Annotated in this window: 14 protein-coding genes and 1 pseudogene; 6 read left to right on the forward strand and 9 right to left on the reverse strand. The window is 43.5% G+C overall.

The genetic code is table 11. From position 1 onward, the window contains the following. Window positions 1-723: 723 nt before the first annotated feature. Window positions 724-1,189, reverse strand: a pseudogene (gene tnpA / locus AC4II3_RS23545) (IS200/IS605 family transposase). 52 nt (window positions 1,190-1,241) lie between these two features. Here tnpA and AC4II3_RS23550 point away from each other — a divergent pair. Beyond that, window positions 1,242-2,633 (forward strand): RNA-guided endonuclease InsQ/TnpB family protein, encoded by a 1,392-nt coding sequence (locus tag AC4II3_RS23550; protein ID WP_488010052.1) that lies wholly within the window; start codon window positions 1,242-1,244, stop codon window positions 2,631-2,633. Window positions 2,634-2,650: 17 nt separating this feature from the next. Here the strand turns inward: AC4II3_RS23550 and AC4II3_RS23555 are convergent, their stop codons facing one another. Further along, complete coding sequence (locus AC4II3_RS23555) at window positions 2,651-3,955, reverse strand: glutamate-5-semialdehyde dehydrogenase (protein WP_488010054.1); 1,305 nt, start codon at window positions 3,953-3,955, stop codon at window positions 2,651-2,653. 1,070 nt (window positions 3,956-5,025) lie between these two features. Between AC4II3_RS23555 and AC4II3_RS23560 the strand changes: the two genes are divergently transcribed. Continuing rightward, window positions 5,026-5,601: an EF-hand domain-containing protein gene (locus AC4II3_RS23560; protein ID WP_488010058.1), complete on the forward strand. Its 576-nt coding sequence runs from the start codon at window positions 5,026-5,028 to the stop codon at window positions 5,599-5,601. 170 nt (window positions 5,602-5,771) lie between these two features. Here the strand turns inward: AC4II3_RS23560 and AC4II3_RS23565 are convergent, their stop codons facing one another. Continuing rightward, a complete protein-coding gene (locus tag AC4II3_RS23565; RefSeq protein WP_488010060.1) occupies window positions 5,772-5,933 on the reverse strand; it encodes a hypothetical protein in 162 nt (53 codons plus the stop codon). A gap of 144 nt (window positions 5,934-6,077) precedes the next feature. On the opposite strand from AC4II3_RS23565, the gene AC4II3_RS23570 reads away from it, so the two are divergent. Beyond that, window positions 6,078-7,478 carry an RNA-guided endonuclease InsQ/TnpB family protein gene (locus AC4II3_RS23570; RefSeq protein WP_488010062.1) on the forward strand — a complete coding sequence of 467 codons (1,401 nt, stop codon included), beginning with the start codon at window positions 6,078-6,080 and terminating at the stop codon, window positions 7,476-7,478. Between the two features lie 114 nt (window positions 7,479-7,592). Here AC4II3_RS23570 and AC4II3_RS23575 read toward each other — a convergent pair whose 3' ends face one another. Then, entirely contained in the window at window positions 7,593-7,979 is a 387-nt protein-coding gene (locus AC4II3_RS23575; RefSeq protein WP_488010064.1) for a nuclear transport factor 2 family protein, read from the reverse strand. A gap of 189 nt (window positions 7,980-8,168) precedes the next feature. Beyond that, on the reverse strand, window positions 8,169-8,957 hold the full coding sequence (locus AC4II3_RS23580; protein WP_488010066.1) for a hypothetical protein: 789 nt from the start codon (window positions 8,955-8,957) through the stop codon (window positions 8,169-8,171). A 288-nt stretch (window positions 8,958-9,245) separates the two neighbouring features. Here AC4II3_RS23580 and AC4II3_RS23585 point away from each other — a divergent pair, with 288 nt between their 5' ends. After that, window positions 9,246-10,196 (forward strand): aldo/keto reductase, encoded by a 951-nt coding sequence (locus tag AC4II3_RS23585; RefSeq protein WP_488010068.1) that lies wholly within the window; start codon window positions 9,246-9,248, stop codon window positions 10,194-10,196. Window positions 10,197-10,240: 44 nt separating this feature from the next. On the opposite strand, the gene AC4II3_RS23590 is transcribed toward AC4II3_RS23585, so the two are convergent. After that, window positions 10,241-10,792, reverse strand: coding sequence for a hypothetical protein (locus tag AC4II3_RS23590; protein WP_490722901.1), 552 nt, complete (start codon window positions 10,790-10,792; stop codon window positions 10,241-10,243). A gap of 431 nt (window positions 10,793-11,223) precedes the next feature. Next, the gene (locus tag AC4II3_RS23595; protein ID WP_488010072.1) at window positions 11,224-11,667 is read right to left on the reverse strand and encodes an Hsp20/alpha crystallin family protein; all 444 of its coding nucleotides are present in this window, start codon (window positions 11,665-11,667) and stop codon (window positions 11,224-11,226) included. A 357-nt stretch (window positions 11,668-12,024) separates the two neighbouring features. On the opposite strand from AC4II3_RS23595, the gene AC4II3_RS23600 reads away from it, so the two are divergent. Both AC4II3_RS23600 and AC4II3_RS23605 read left to right on the forward strand, forming a co-directional pair. Next, entirely contained in the window at window positions 12,025-12,186 is a 162-nt protein-coding gene (locus AC4II3_RS23600) for a hypothetical protein (protein WP_488010080.1), read from the forward strand. Window positions 12,187-12,531: 345 nt separating this feature from the next. Next, window positions 12,532-13,878 carry an IS200/IS605 family accessory protein TnpB-related protein gene (locus AC4II3_RS23605; protein ID WP_488010082.1) on the forward strand — a complete coding sequence of 449 codons (1,347 nt, stop codon included), beginning with the start codon at window positions 12,532-12,534 and terminating at the stop codon, window positions 13,876-13,878. A 526-nt stretch (window positions 13,879-14,404) separates the two neighbouring features. Here AC4II3_RS23605 and AC4II3_RS23610 read toward each other — a convergent pair. Continuing rightward, window positions 14,405-15,337 carry a hypothetical protein gene (locus tag AC4II3_RS23610; protein ID WP_490722902.1) on the reverse strand — a complete coding sequence of 311 codons (933 nt, stop codon included), beginning with the start codon at window positions 15,335-15,337 and terminating at the stop codon, window positions 14,405-14,407. A gap of 194 nt (window positions 15,338-15,531) precedes the next feature. Beyond that, entirely contained in the window at window positions 15,532-15,819 is a 288-nt protein-coding gene (locus tag AC4II3_RS23615) for a hypothetical protein (protein ID WP_488010086.1), read from the reverse strand. Between the last annotated feature and the right edge of the window lie 410 nt (window positions 15,820-16,229).

The raw sequence follows: 16,229 nt of genomic DNA on the forward strand, positions 1-16,229 counted from the left end.
CCTCAGCTACCCGCTGGGGATTTTTTTTTGTTCAATCTTGTGTCAACCAATCTATCAGTTTTATTTGGCTTACCCATTTCTAATTTCTTCCGGAGCGAGACAGAGCAATGAAGGATTAAGAAATAGTAGATGCACCCTGACTCATCCCTCAGCTATTGGCTGGGGATTTTTTTTGTTCAATTCTGTCTCAACCAATCTATTAGTTCTATTTGGCTTACCATTTCTAATTTCTTCCGGATATAGAGAGAGCAATCAAGGATTAAGAAATAGTAGATGCACCCTGACTCATTCCTCAGCTACCCGCTGGGGATTTTTTTTTGTTCAATCTTGTGTCAACCAATCTATTAGTTCTATGTAGAATAGCCATCTTGGCTGTCTCCTTAGGGTAAGCATTTCTAATTTATTCCGGAGGGAGACAGAGGAATGAAGGATTAAGAAATAGTAGATGCACCCTGACTCATCCCTCAGCTACCCGCTGGGGATTTTTTTTTATAGACCTCTTGCCAAAGTCCAAAACTATCGATCAAGAGCACTGTCTTGATGCAGTCGCTCATGGGGGAAACCCCCAAGACCGCGCTGCATCGCTTACTAGGTGCCCTTGGCAGTATAATTCTACTCAAAGCATTACTGGATAATACTTTTGGAATTTAAAACCTCTTAGTTTCCGTAAGCATTATAAATTTAAGGAAGAATATTAGCTTCTGAAAAAAGAAGCCCCACGTCTCAAAGCGTAGCGTGAGCGTGGGATGAATTTTGTGCAGGGTTTTTGTTGCTCATCTCAGGAGTGTCTTGGTTTTCAATGTACTTTTTAAGATTAGAAATAGTAACGCCACCACAACTAGCAATAAAGTAAGAACTATTCCACTTGTGCAGGTTTTTTGTAGTAGATTATGGCTAGTTGTTCACCAAATTCTACTCTTATTTTTCGGCTTGAGACACTCTTCAATGAGTTAACCAGTTTACTCAGGTGAATGTCAGGGTGATACTGGAGAAGCAGGTGAACATGGTCTTTTTCCCCATCAAGGCTAACAAGCGATCATTCTTGTTGTTGAAGTAAGTTTTCAAAAATTTCATGTAAACGGCTAATCATCTCACCAGTAAAGACTTTGCGACGATACTTGGTAGTCTTGACGAGATGAGCTTTAAGGTCACAGACAGACCGACCCTTGGATAAAAAGTCATTCTTCATAAACTACCTGCTGTTGTCTGCTATAATCAGTGTAGCTTAAAAGTTAACACCAATGAAATACACGTATCAATATCGACTATATCCAGAGACTCAACAAACACTCACACTGAACGAGTGGCTGCGAGTTGGTCGATATTGGTATAACCGGATGTTGGGTGAGCGTTTTGATTGGTGGGATAAAAATAGATGTCCGGTTAATGCCTGTCCATTAATCTGTTACCTTCCGGAGCTTAAAGATCAGCCCAATTTCTACAGCCAGAAAAAGCAACTTCCAGTTATCAAAAAAGACTTGGTTAAGATTGGATGGTCTGGAGAGTTGATAGACTTTACTGAGGTTTATTCAACTGTTTTGCAAGATGTCTGTACAAGAGTAAAAAACGCTTTTAACAGGTTTATAGCAGGTGACAAAAATGGTAAACGCAGTGGCAAGCCTCGATTTAAGAATGTTGCCAGATATCGGACGTTAAACTTTCCAAATGCTGATAATTCTTGGTTAAAGTTCTGTACTGTTAACGGAAAATGGTTGTTTGTTCAAGTTCCTAAAATTGGTTTGATTAAGCTGAGAATACACAGACCGTTACCTGATAGTGCAAACTTAAAACAGCTATCAATTACAAGGAAAGCTGACGGATGGTACTGCAACCTGAGCCTAGAGGATAAGTCAGTGCCGGAGTTCAACCCTGATGACATTATTCCTACTTGGGAAAACTCAATTGGAATGGATGCTGTTCTAGATAGAGGCTTTTATCTAGCAATATCCGATGGCAAGAAACTCCCATCCCTTAAACCACTTCGTCGGAATCAAGACAAGTTAACCACAGTTTCTCAACGCAAAAATAAGCGTAAAAAAGGAAGTAAAGCCAGACGTAAACTAGCAAAACGGGAAGCCCGTATTCATCAACAGATAGCTAGGAGTCGTGAAGATTTCCAGTACAAAACTGCTCATCAGCTGGTGAATACAGGTAAGAAAGTCTTCTTTCACGAGAAGCTGAACCTCAAGGGGTTAACTCGTCGCAATACTCCTAAACGAGGGCGAGATGGTACGTTCTTATCCAATGGTCAATCATCAAAATCAGGACTTAACAAGTCTTGGCTAGATGCAGCCTTTGGTCAGTTCTTTGAAGTGCTGGGTCAGGTAGCCGCAAAAGCTAACGCCAGTGTAGTCGAAGTCAAGCCAAATTACACATCTCAACTCCTCTCTTATCGAGATGAATTTGTGTTCACCGACCGAGATATGCGAGAGTATTTCGATGAGGAATTAAAGCTGATTGTCGATAGAGATGTCAACGCATCAATCAACATAAAGCGAGTCGGGCTGGATGTGTTCCCGACTATAAAACGCCGTAGAGGGAAGCCTGTAGTTGTTGAATCTACTACTAATAGTACCTCGAAGGAAGCTCTGACCGCTCTTTATGAGCATCAGAAGCCCACACTGAAAGCGTAGCGTCAGTGTGCGGTACATCACATATCCCGATGGGTAAAAGGCTTAGCATTCTCACCAACATAAGTAGCCGCAATGTGACCATTACCTGTAACCTTGTATTTGTAAGTCACCAATCCCTCTAACCCCACTGGACCACGGGGGGGCATTTGTTGAGTGCTAATTCCTACTTCTGCTCCAAAACCATAACGGAAACCATCGGCAAAGCGAGTAGAACAGTTGTGGAAAACATTAGCGGCATCCACTTGATTTCCGAAGCTATCTGCTACCTCCTGGTCTTCAGTAACAATTCCATCGGTATGTCTGGAACCATAAGTATTGATATGGTTAATCGCTTCTTCTACAGAGTCTACTACTTTGATAGAAAGAATTAAATCACTGTATTCTGTAGACCAATCCTCATCCGTTGCTACCGAGATTGGGATAATCTCACGGCTAGCTTCATCCCCTCGCAATTCTACATTACGCTTTTTCAAAGCTTCTGCTGCTAGGGGCAGGAAACGAGGAGCAATTGCTGAATGCACCAGCAGGGTTTCAATGGCATTACAAACAGCTGGATATTGAGTTTTAGCATCAACGGTGATAGTTACCGCTTTCTCCAAGTCAGCTGCTGCATCAATATAGAGGTGGCAAATTCCATCAGCATGACCAAGTACTGGAATACGAGTATTCTCCTGCACAAACCGAACAAAAGCATTCGACCCTCTGGGGATAATCAAATCCACATAGTTGTCTAGTTGTAACAGCTCTTTGATTTCTTCTCTAGTGGTTAACAACTGTACCGTTGCTGGATCAACTGCTGTCGTAGATAATCCTTTATGAATTGCTTTGACTAGGGTTTGACAGGAGCGAATTGCTTCTTTACCGCCTTTGAGGATAACACCATTACCGGATTTAATCGCAAGAGAGGTAATTTGAATTAAGGCATCGGGACGAGCTTCAAAGATAATTCCTAAAACTCCTAAGGAACAAGTGACTCGTTTGAGGATTAGTCCTTGATCCAGTTCTCGATGAATTTGGACATTGCCCACAGGATCACCAAGGTTGCCCACATCTCGCACCCCCTGAATAGCCCCCTTGAGCTTCGTTTCGTTCAACTTCAAACGATTATAAAGGGGTTTCGGAATGTTATCCGCCTCAGCCGCTTGGCAGTCTGCAGCATTCGCCGCTAAGATTTCCGGTGCTGCAGCTTCCAAGGCTTGGGCAATTGCCTCAATAGCTTCATTTTTAGCCTTTGTTGAGAGAACGGCTAACTTCTGTGCAGCTTGACGGGTTTTTTGAGCGATCGCACTTAGGGGTATGGATGCAAGTGGTGTAGCTGTCATGGTTTTGATTTTGGAGGCAATACCAATATGTGATCAGAAGTGTAGCAAATTGACGCTCCGACAGGGTGCAGGCACTGGTCTTGTTGAGTATTCTTGCTTGCCCCAAACCCCCATCATTGGCTAAACCATCAACGTATACATAAGTTTGACTATAAGGTTAACGTTGGGAAAACGCGATCGCATACAGCTGCTGTGGATAGTAGTAAATAGCTTACGCAATTCAGCCATCGATACCCCTTAGTTGGTCGAGCTGTGATCTAACAGCAAGACACTCAGAGGGTATTTTTTTTGGAACAGCTCAAAGGCTTGTCCCAGCTCAATACTAGTTGTCTAAGGTCTGAGCAACTCGTCTTACCCTGAAGTTATACCATTGGTTGACGTTCCGAAAACCCGTACGCATACAGCCGCTGTGGATAGTAGTAAATAGCTTACGCAATTCAGTCATCGATACCCCTTAATTCCTCTGTCTGTGATCTCAGAACAAGACAGGGGTATTTTTTTGGTGTCACAGCTCAAAGGCTTTTCCTAGCTAGATACTAGTTGCCTCACGTCTTAACAACTCACCTTACCCTGAAGTTATACATAAGGTTAACCTTCCGAAAACCCGTACCCATACAGCCGCTGTTGATACTAGTAAATAGCTTACGCAATTCAGTCATCGATACCCCTTAATTCCTCTGTCTGTGATCTAAGAGCAAGACAGGGGTATTTTTTTTGTCTAACAGCTCAAAGGCTTTTCCCCGCTACATACTAGTTGTCTGAGGTCTGAGCAACTCGTCTTACCCTGAAGTTATACCATTGGTTAACTATAAGGTTAACTTTCCGAAAACCCGTACGCATACAGCGGCTGTGGATAGTAGTAAATAGCTTACGCAATTCAGTCATCGATACCCCTTAGTTGGTCGAGCTGTGATCTAACAGCAAGATACTCAGGGGTTATTTTTTTGGGAACAGTAATAGCTAATGGAACAGGAACATAACGGTTGCACGAAGTCGCGTACGATACTTAATTTTGTCACCAATGGATAGAAACTGATATCATACATTGGGATTTTATTATCGAATTAAAAATGAGACCAGAAGACTTTTTGTCATCGAGTGCTTGGATTGTTCGGATGAAGACTTACTTCAAGCTTATGGATGTCAACGGAGATGGGGTTTTGTCGCTCTCGGACTACGAAACAATTGCGGATCGGTTTGTCAAACTTCAAGGTAATTCGTCGAATTACGAAGTAATCCGGACTCTGTTTCACGACCTATTTCAGTATATGATCGCTGGAGGGGGTGCGGTCGATGCCAACACCATGATCGGGGAAGAAGAGTTTATTACCAATGCGGCAAAGGCTGTCTTGGGACTCGAATCGTCACTAGAAGTGGGTCGGCAAAAGAACGAAGTCTTTTTTGATCTCATCGACACCGATCATTCCGGTGAGATTTCCCGTCAAGAGTACCGGAAGTATTTGGCAATATACTCCGGTGAAGACCAGCCCGAACGTGCTTACAAGGCTTTCGAGAGCCTTGACACTGATGGTAATGGTTCCATCACCCGCGCCGAGTTCATAGAAGGTCATATGGGATACTGGTGTACACTTCCCAGCGACCAAACGGACGGTCCGCTTCCTTATGGACCGTTGATCGACACATAGGTAAGCCTATTGCTGATCGCTCCTAAATCTAAGATGCTCTATCAAAACTTCCTGAAATTTGAGAACCCCCGTGCTTTTAGCCGGGGTCAGAAGTTACCGTAAGAATAAGGCAGCCTTAATCATAAAGTTTTAACCCTTTTGTTCATAGCCGACCAACCATAAAGGCTGCCTTATTCTAAGGTACGGGCTCCGGGATGAAAAACAGAGACTGGAAATATCGGCGTCGTGTCCTCAATTTGACTTCTAGCCCAGCGCTCTATAAACTCCCCAACACTAGTTCCAGACTCTTTAGCTGATAACTGTAACCACTTCCACACACTGTCTGTAAACATGACATTGTGTGGTCTTTTTAGTTCATCGTAAAGGACAGGGATCCCTTTCATCTTTTTCTTTGACTTTTTCTGAGTTTGACTTGACATTATTGGAGTATGCGCATAGACTAAATCCATGATAACAAACAGGTCGATGTTGTCAAAATGTATAGAAGTATACCAATAAAAGCTGTCTTTTCGGATGAGGAAAGAGCTTTTTGGGAATTTCAGTGTAAGCAGTCTAATAGCCTGTTTAATTGCGCTGTTTATTACTCAAAACAGAAACATTATCAATGGTTAGAAGAGCAAGAAGCTTACACTACTTATTGGAAAAAGGATGAATTAAAGGCAGGTTGGAAAACCTATAAATGTGGGGTTAAATACCCCGAGATAGATAAAGCCTTAAAAATGTCGCCTCACTATAGGGCGATGGCGGCTCAATCTGCTCAACAAACCTTAAAGGCAGTAGGGGAAGCAATTAAAAGTTACAACCAGCTAGTGGGGCTATATTACAAAGGAGAAGTTGATAGACCTAGGTTTCCTCGGTACCGCAAATCAGGAGGATTCGCTGCCGTCACCTTCCCAAAACAAGCTCTCACTTACAAACAAGGACTGTTTTACCCTTCTGTTAGCAAGGATTGTAAGCCAGAACTGCTTACTCAGATAACGTTGACTCCTCCAGAATTTATAGACCCGGATTGGGTGAAAGAGGTAACGATTCGCCCTTGTTACGGTCAATTGTGGATAGATTGGGTGATAGATGACGGAAAGAAGCCAATAGAAGATACTAATTCCGATCTAGACTACTCCCAGGCCATGGGGATAGATCATGGGGGAGATAACTGGCTGACTTGTGTTTCCACCCTTGGGAAAAGCTTCATTATAGATGGCAAAAAACTCAAGGCGATGAATCAGGGATATGCTCGACTAGTTGCTAAACACAAGTCCGGTAAGCCAGAAAAATACTGGGATTCAATTTTAGACCGGATTCAATTAAAGCGAAACAATCAGATGCGGGACGCGGTAAATAAGGCTGCCCGTTTCATTGTCAACCGCTGCTTAAACGACAGGATTGGTAATCTTGTTATAGGTTGGAACGAAGGACAGAAAATCTGTTCCAATATGGGGAAGAAAGGGAATCAAAAGTTTGTCGTTATTCCCACTAAAAGGCTCATAGAAAGGTTAAAGCATCTATGTCTAGAGTATGGCATTAAGTTGATAGTCACGGAAGAGTCCTACACCAGTAAAGCGTCTTTTTTGGATGGTGATTCTTTGCCAAAATACGGTGAAAAACCCGTTCGCGAAGCGTGCCCTTCGGGCTTGTGCTGGAAACCATCAGGCAAACGAGTAAGACGCGGACTTTACCAGATTGCTTCAGGAAAGTTGATCAACGCCGATTCAAACGGCGCTGCCAACATCCTAAGAAAAGTAAACACACAGCCATTTAACTTGGCCAAGGTGTCTAGGGGATCTTTGACAGTCCCACACCGATACGATTTATTCAGTCACTTGTCTAAATCATATCGTTATAGAGGTTACGCGGGACGGGTTCACCCTCCCGCGTAACAACCTTTTAGAATCCCCCGTGTTTTAGCCGGGGGAGATGTCAAAACTATTAGATTATTGTCGGTGCTGGTTCAGCAGCTTTTGTCCTTGCTAACCGCCAACACCACTTAGGAATTAGCCCTTAAGTTTAGCCATCATTTCTGCTTCATTCCAGTAGGACAAAACCTGTTGAATCTTACCGTCATCATTGATTTCAAAAACACTGATGCCTTCAGCAGTAGCCTCACGACCATTCTTAGCAGACACCTGCATCCTCCACTTTACCGCTGCTCCATTGCCAGCAATAAAAATTTGCTCTTGTGAGATGTCAAAGCTGTTAAAGAAGCTAGACAGTAGTCCAAAGAACTTCTCCGAGTCCTCAGAGACGTTGATTGGTGGCTTTCCCACTGGGTCATAAATCACTGCATCTTCAGCAAAAATCTCTATCCAGCCTCCTGGATTCATGGCCGCCATGTTAGCAAAATAGACATTGATGACTGATGCGATCGCTTCTGTTGACATAGTTTCTATATGACTTCACCTTTCTATTATCGGTTAAATTCTGCCCTTAACGAATCATCCCAGCTAAAAGGCAAAAGGCAGATGTTTGACCCGGTGGTGCGTTACAGGGCGGGCTGTGCCAACCCTGGCGCTAGAGCGGAAAATGAGGATGAGCCCGCCCTTAACGCACCCTACGTCACTAATCACTAATCACGGCAATAACCATGCCAGAATACGTTTAGCAATTTTCTTAGGACCAGGCTTGGCCGAGAGCAAACCGGACAATAGCTGACGCAACATCCAAGGCGCAATCCTGATTAAACATGAACGTAGCAACCATTGTAATATCACTAGAAGTAGACCACAGCTGACTATGCCCACTATAATTATCAACCATCTCCAGGGTTGAGCAAGTATTAGTTGTAATACACCAGGAATTACCAGCACTGCCACAATCACCAGGATTATCATCAGCGCTGATAGTCCCCAAGCTAGCTTAGGGAAGTTGGGTGATGGTTTTAGGCGTAGCTGAGCCAAGATTTGAGTGATCAGCCAGTAGTGAGCGTCAGCAATTTCACAACAAAAGTCAGGATTCTCCAGACAGTCTCTCTTGATCTGGTGAAGGATTTCTCCATCAAGGGCAATCACACTCCGCATCAGTGCCTGTGCCCGATCAACTGGTAGATAGTAGGTAGAAAACGTCAATCCAGACTGGAGGCGGTTTTCCCAATCCAGCAGAGCTAAATGGCGTAAATCACTAAGCAACTTTCCGGAAATATCAAGGCCGTGACCAGTCTGTTGTGCTTGTTTAATTTTTGTAAGAATATCTTGATTTAAATCAAAGCGAATGCTATGAAACAGCACGCGGGAGCGTGTAATTTGTTCTTGCTCAACCTTGATGTATGAGTCTATATTCAAGCCTTGCTGCTGGTCAAGGGTTTGAGAGTGCTGTTGGGATTGACGCCGCACAGGAGTAACCAGATTACACAACCAAAGCACAATAAAGGTTTTCAGGATCCCAAATCAAGCCTTCTTCGGCAGAAGTTTCTTCCTAGCTTAGTTTTATTAATACCTGAATGCGTCAGGGAGTCAGTGCTTAGTCTATTTTATGGTCAACATCTAATCTTAGATTAGAAATCTTAAACCTTCAACTTTTAACCTTAAACCGTCAACTTTTAACCTTAAACCGTCAACTTTCAACTTTCAACTTTCAACCAAGCTGATAGCTGACTGAGCCACGATAAACTGAAATAATATTAAGAAATGTTAAGAGCAGGAGTTTTTATCATGCAGACGATCAAGTTAGGTCAGGATGGTCCGATGGTCACAGCCTTGGGAATTGGGACGTGGTCATGGGGAGACAAGGTGTTTTGGAACTATGGCAGTGACTACGGCACTACTCAGGTAAAAGAAGCGTTCGAGGCAACCTTGGATGCTGGAATTACCTTTTTTGACACCGCTGAGGTATATGGATTAGGAGAATCCGAATCCCTGATCGGAGGGTTTATGAAGCAGCTGGGGCGGAAAGCCCAGATTGCCACTAAGTATTTTCCCTTACCCTGGCGATTTACCACTCAGTCAGTTTCTGATGCCTTGAGTGACAGTTTGAAACGTTTGCAAGTCGAGCAAGTGGAACTGTACCAAGTACATATGCCTTTTAGTTTCTTGATCAGCCAACAGACCTTGATGAATGCTCTAGCTGATGAAGTGAAGCGTGGTCGGATTGGTGCAGTTGGTGTCAGTAACTATTCCGCTAAGCAAATGGCAGAAGCTCACAGTTACTTAGCAGCCCGTGGCATACCCCTAGCGGTGAATCAGGTGCAATATTCTCTGTTGCATCGGACAATTGAGAGCAACGGTATTCTTGATAAAGCGCGTGAGTTAGGTGTGACTATTCTGGCTTACAGTCCCTTAGCTCAAGGGTTACTCACTGGCAAGTATACGGTAGAGAGCTATATCAAACCCACTGGAGCTAGGGCAATTGACCCCCGCTTTAGCAAAAGTGGTTTAGAAAAAATTGCTCCTGTGCTCAAGCTACTGAATCAGTTAGGGGAAAAGTATGAGCGAAAACCAGCTCAAGTTGCCCTTAACTGGCTGATTGCTCAAGATGGAGTAATCCCGATTCCCGGTGCTAAGACCGCACAGCAGGTGCAAGACAATGCAGGGGCTTTGGGTTGGGCTTTGAGCCAGGAGGATGTTAGTCAGTTGGAACAAGTGACTCGTCTTTGGTTAAAATAAAGGCCCTAGGGAAGCGCCTTGCCATTAAGATTGAGCAATATATTTTAGAAACGATAGCCTGCACCAAATTGCAATTTAACCGGGGAAGTATCGTTGTTTTCATCACTAAGGCTTAATCTGCCACTGCCGTAGATTATGGTGTAGTCATTGACTGCTGCTTCTACACCAGCAGTCAGTACGGCTGAATTTTGATTACCTAAAGGAGTGGTGATCTCCTCGTTGTTCACAAAGGTATAGCCTCCACCAACGTAAATGTTAGTGTTGCTGGCAACCGGTACATCGTAGGTAATTGTTGGCTCGACAGCACGACCTTTGTCCGAGAGAAACGCTGCACCACGCACTGAAATCGGTAAATTAGGCAAATCAATACGACCTTGATACATGCTACCAATCCTTTCATCGCTTGAGTTTGATCCAATTCCCAGCAAATTCTCAAAGGGATTGAGGATATCATTACTGATTGTGCTGCCATCGTTACTAATTCCCACGTAGCTACCCTTTAATCCTTGAGGTTCCGCAGAGCCAGGGCTAGCAGATAGAACCATAGCAATCATTAAGATTAGGGAAGTTGCGGCAGATTTGAGTATTGGTTTCATCGCTTTCATGGTTATAATTAAAAAACCCCCCGCTTTGATTGCAGGGGGATGGCTATCAAGGTGCATCTACTATTCTTCTCTTTCTCAGCCGAGTTGAGTTATCCGGATAAGTTACAGAAAAATATCCGATTGATTCCAGTGATGGCGTTGCTGAATGATAGGATAATTTTGTCGCCACCCCATTGAGAACTGGTATAGCGCTACTCGCAAGGCAAGAGGCAAAAGGCAAAAGGCAACAGTTTAGTACAAAAGCTTTTGAGCTTGTATCAATATATGTAAACAAAAAGCGATCGCTTGTTGAGATAGCGATCGCTTTTTGAGGTCACGATTTAGTGTAAACGCCAGTAGCTAACTAATTGTCCCAAGTATAGTTAGCTAGGCACTGAGCTAACCAGCTACTGAGCTAACCAGCCACTGAGCTAACCAGAGAGTTAGTTCAAGTTAACCTTGACAACTTTGTTTTTTTCCTCTTCCGCTTTAGGCAAGGTCAGATTCAAGATACCGTCTTTGTACTCAGCCTCAACTTTGGTATTTTGAACCCGAACCGGTAACGGAATTACCCGCTGGAATTTACCATAACGGAATTCAGACCGCTTGACGCCTTTTTCGTCAGTATTGGTTTCCTCTTTCCGTTCTCCACTGATAGCAACAACAGTATCTGTGACTTCTACATTCAAGTCTTTGGCTTCCATTCCTGGAACTTCCAATTTCAGAGTGATAGCATCTTCAGTTTGGGTAAGTTCAGCAGCAGGAACATTTTTTAAATGACCAAACTCTCGCAAAGTACTAGGCACAAAACTATTGTCAAATAGCTGGTCAATTTCCCGTTGTAGGGTGTTGATATCTTTCCAGGGGTTCCAACGAACTAGAGTCATAGCTCTTCCTCCAAGTTGTAATTGCTTAATTGATTTAGCCTTGTTTTCTGGCCTTTGATTATTATGGTAGGACTTCAAAATAGCAGTGACAATTCGGTTTTTATCACTAATTTTATAGGGATTGCCGTTATGAATAAGTTTTGAATACGGAACAGGGTTTCTGGGCATAGGGAATCGGGAATCGGGAATCGGGAATCGGGAATCGGGAATAGTAAGAAACTGCTATAGTTAACGTTGAGATAAATTACGGTAAACTGAATACAATTGGGTTCGGTAAACTCGAATTCAGTGGTCAGCTAATGCGCTACGCGCACGCTACGCGAACAGGTATCAGATAAGGCAATTAAGTTAAGTCCGATGATGGAATCCACAGATTTTACCCATGCAGTCAGCTACCAAAAAGAATTGATTCTGAAATTACAAGCACTGCTGAACAAAGAAATTGAACAAACCGTGAGACGCATTCCCCCACCTGGCCGTAGGCCACGCTACGCGAACGGCTTGCCAGGTGGGGGTTAGTCCACGCTGTTACCAATATCCACCTGGAACAATAATTATGGTTCTTGAGTACCTGGTATGCTAAATTTCCAGTTAACAAAACTCATAAAGCTTACTGTGTAAGGGTTATGAGGCTATTTTACTAATAAAATTTTCTGAATACTGCTTCTTTCCCCTGCTCCCGTCTTGATGCAGTAGCTCATGGGGGAAACCCCCAAGACCGCGCTGCATCGCTGCTCCCTGCTCCCTGCTCCCTTTGCCAAAGTGTTGATTTAGCATAACAAGTACGGAAGAGCCATAATTATTTGATTGCAGTCTTATCTTATGTAGGCTAAAATATTAACTGTAAACGATTTTTAATGACCAGTGAAAACGCCAAATAAAGTTATAAGAACCGATAAATGGCGACTTAATCCGACTACCGATCAAAAAATATTGTTTGGGGAGACGATTAAAGTATATCGCCAGGCTTGTCGGTACTTAGTTGGCATTATTTATACTCACTGGTGTGAATTGGGATGTTTGACAGCTGATCAATTAACTCCTGCTGTTGAGCGTTTAATGCATCAGACCGCAAAACGACCTGATGTAAAATATCCCCAATTTAATCAGGCTTTTTACAAGTTTCCTAGCTACTACCGTCGTGCTGCAATAGCCTTCGCTGCTGGTCTTGTGAGTAGTTATGTGACCCGTTACAGGGAATGGCAGTCGGGTACACGAAAACGGCGAGACACTAAGCCACCAAGACTAAATGCTGATACTGGTTGCTACCCAGCTCTGTACAAAGGTCAATGCTATAAGCTGCATGGTTTTAACCAAGTCGAAATCAAAGCTTTTAATGGTAAAGATTGGATTTGGACTACTGTTCAAATTACTGAGTTAAGGGAGAGACACGCCTGTGCCAGTAATAAGATGATGTCGCCTTCTTTGATTTTCAATGAAAGGTACTGTCATTTATCTGTTCCATTTACTTGTAAGCCAGAAAAGAGAAAACCAGAGGCCAATGTTACGGCAGTAGACTTGGGTATAAATACAACAGCGACAATAGCGGTTGTCACTCATAGCGGCACTGTAATCCACCGCGAATTTATTCATCCGGGGAAAGACATAGACCGTAGGGACAAACGACTAAAATCCGTATCTATGCGGGCATCAAAAACCATGGGTAAGGGCGGAAAACTTCACAAAGGATTCTGTTCTAAGACCTATGACAAATGCCGAAGAATCAATCATCAAATCGGCCATGTTGTTTCTAGGCGAATTGTGGATATTGCTAAGGAGTTTAATTCCGAGGCTATCGTATTTGAGAATCTCAAGGGTTGGAAGCCAAAAGGTGGTAAGAAACGGTCTAACCTGCGGCAAAGATTCCACGGATGGCTCAAGGCCAAAATTCGCGATTTCACGGAAATGAAATGGGCGGAACTAGGCGGCAAAGTCGTAGAAGTTGTAGCAGCTTACACTTCAAAACTTGCTTATGATGGTTCTGGTACGGTTAAGAGAAATTCAAAAAAATACTCCCTAGCTACCTTCTCCTCAGGTAAGCGCTTTAATGCAGATCTTAATGGTGCTTACAATATTGGTGCTAGAGGTGTGTTTAAGCTCACTCGCAGAAATGACGGTGAGGGTCGTTCCAGTAAAAACTCTGGACGACCGCCTAGAAGCTGGGCTTGTCTATGTGATCTTTGGGCAACGGTTAGTCCTAGATTAGCATAAGACACCACCACCTCGTTCAGGTGGTGGAAGCTTCATAGTGCTACAGAGGCCCTCAACAACCTAACCCAGTATTTTAGAGAAACTTAACCTCTAAGCATATGCGCTACGCGCACGCTGCGCGAACAGCGGTCAGGGGTCAGCGGTCAGCTTATTTTATTCAAAAGCTGTTTGGTATAACGTGTGCTATGGGCATAAACTGTTCCCGTAGCGTCGCCACAGGCTCAAAGCTGATAGCTGATAGCTGAACGCGCACGCGTGCGCGTAGCGCTAATCGCTGTTCGCTGATAGTTTACGTTGACCTGTACTTTTCTCGAGTAGACTCTAAGCATTAGGTATTAAGAACTAGGTATTAGGCGTTAACTACTAACTAACACCTAATACCTAACACTTAACTGCCAACACCTAACACCTAAGCCTCAAAACTAAAATGATTTTTAGTCCTTGAATAGGTCAAGTCCTATGTCGGGTTGAGCTACAGAGGCACCAATAAGCGATTCGGGCAAAGCTCGCCGCTGCGCGAACGACTCTAGCCAATATCAATCCCAGAACTAGGAAAACCTAGAGATGAAGTGAACACAGATGAAGTGAACACAGATGGAGTCTGGAAGGAACCAAGTAGGGAATCAATGGGATTGGTAATAGTACCAACGATGCCCTCAAAGAGACTGTCAGATCCATCGGTAACATCATCCGGATTACTAATCTGGTTGTCGTTACCAATGGTGACACTGGCGGCAACACTAATCTGATGATTATTGGTGTTAGGGTTACTTATGGTGCTGGAAACCATGACTGTGCCATGGATACTGGAAATGCGATCACCTAAATCCCCTGAGCTATTGTCACTAATGGTGCTGGTAGCCATGGTGCTACTGCTGACTTTGACTACACCGCCACCAGAGTCGCCTGTTGGCGTAGCGTGGCCATTGGCCAAGGGATTGGGACTAATCGTGTTAGTAGCCGTCGCCCTGCTACTGACCTTGACTAGAGCACCATCTGAGTCTACTGTTCGCGTAGCGGCTCCATTCGCGTAGCGTGGCCCAAAGGCCAAGGACCATGGATTACTACTAATTTCAATCTTGGTTATATTCGCGGTTGTTCCATCTTGAGGCTGAATTTCGACATCAAACACTGGGTCAATGTCATCAAAATCTATAATTCTTTGACTCTCTGTAGGAGGCTCGACGTTAATCGGGCCATTGGTGATGTCCAAATCACCAGTAGTAGCCAAATCTTCACCAGTTTCAAGGTCATCTAGGGGAGAAATCACTACAATCCCTTGACTAGTAGCACCAGTTTGGTGTCCTTGGTTTGGATTTGGTTGTAGATTGCAAAGGGAATCAAGCACAGAACAGCTATTGTTTATCATCGAGGTTTCTACTCGAACGTCAACAAAGAAATGAGATGGAGATTCCCTGATTGACTTTTTCCGGCTACCCAGGTCGAGTAGCCAGCACATTTTTCACTTTGTCAGTCTAAATTCTATCTAGGTGATCACACTATTGCTCTCGAATGCAAAAAAAATTCACGTTTTCTGTTCGCGTAGCGGCTCGTACCGAGCATCGCGTAGCGTGGCCCAAAGGCCAATCACGACAGGGGGATGGTGCCCTTTATCCATCAATTTTCTGTTTACACTCCCAAACCCCTAGAGGTTTAATTCCCGGAGCGTCCATTACCGCTTTGATTTAATAAATATTCCCAAATCCGTCGTATTTCCTCTTGATTTTGGCGAATCTCTGCTTGACTTTGACGAATTTCCTCTTGACTTTGACGTTGATAGGTTGCCAACTCGGAAAACAATCTTAAGGTCTCATTCAGAGAAACTCGTAATTGAGTAATTTCTGCTTGATTTTGCTCGATGGTCTGAGAGTGACGATTAATGTATCGTGCTGCTGTCTCTAACAAGTTCTCTACTTGAGTTAATCTTTCTTCTGGTGTCATGTCTGATCACTTTTAATTTGATATATTTATCTATTAGATTCTTTTTTTTATCCTTATTTATGATATTAAACCTTACTAAAAAATTTTGTAAGCATATGCTGATAGCCGTAGGCTGAATGCTTACAAAATTAGTGGGTTCGCGAAGCGGTTCCTTTCGGGCAAAGCCCGACGCTGCGCGAACGAAACATCGCGTTCTAGTTTGGTGGGTTAATAACGCACCAAACTAGTCGGAAACTGCTAGAGGTTTAATTCCCGGAGCGTCCATTATTGCTTTGATTTAATAAATATTCCCAAATCCGTCGTATTTCCTCTTGATTTTGACGTTGATAGGTTGCTAACTCGGAAAACAATTTTAAGGTCTCATTCAGAGAAACTCGTAATTGAGTAATTTCTGCTTGATTTTGCTCGAT

The sequence above is a fragment of the Moorena sp. genome, assembly GCF_982860115.1.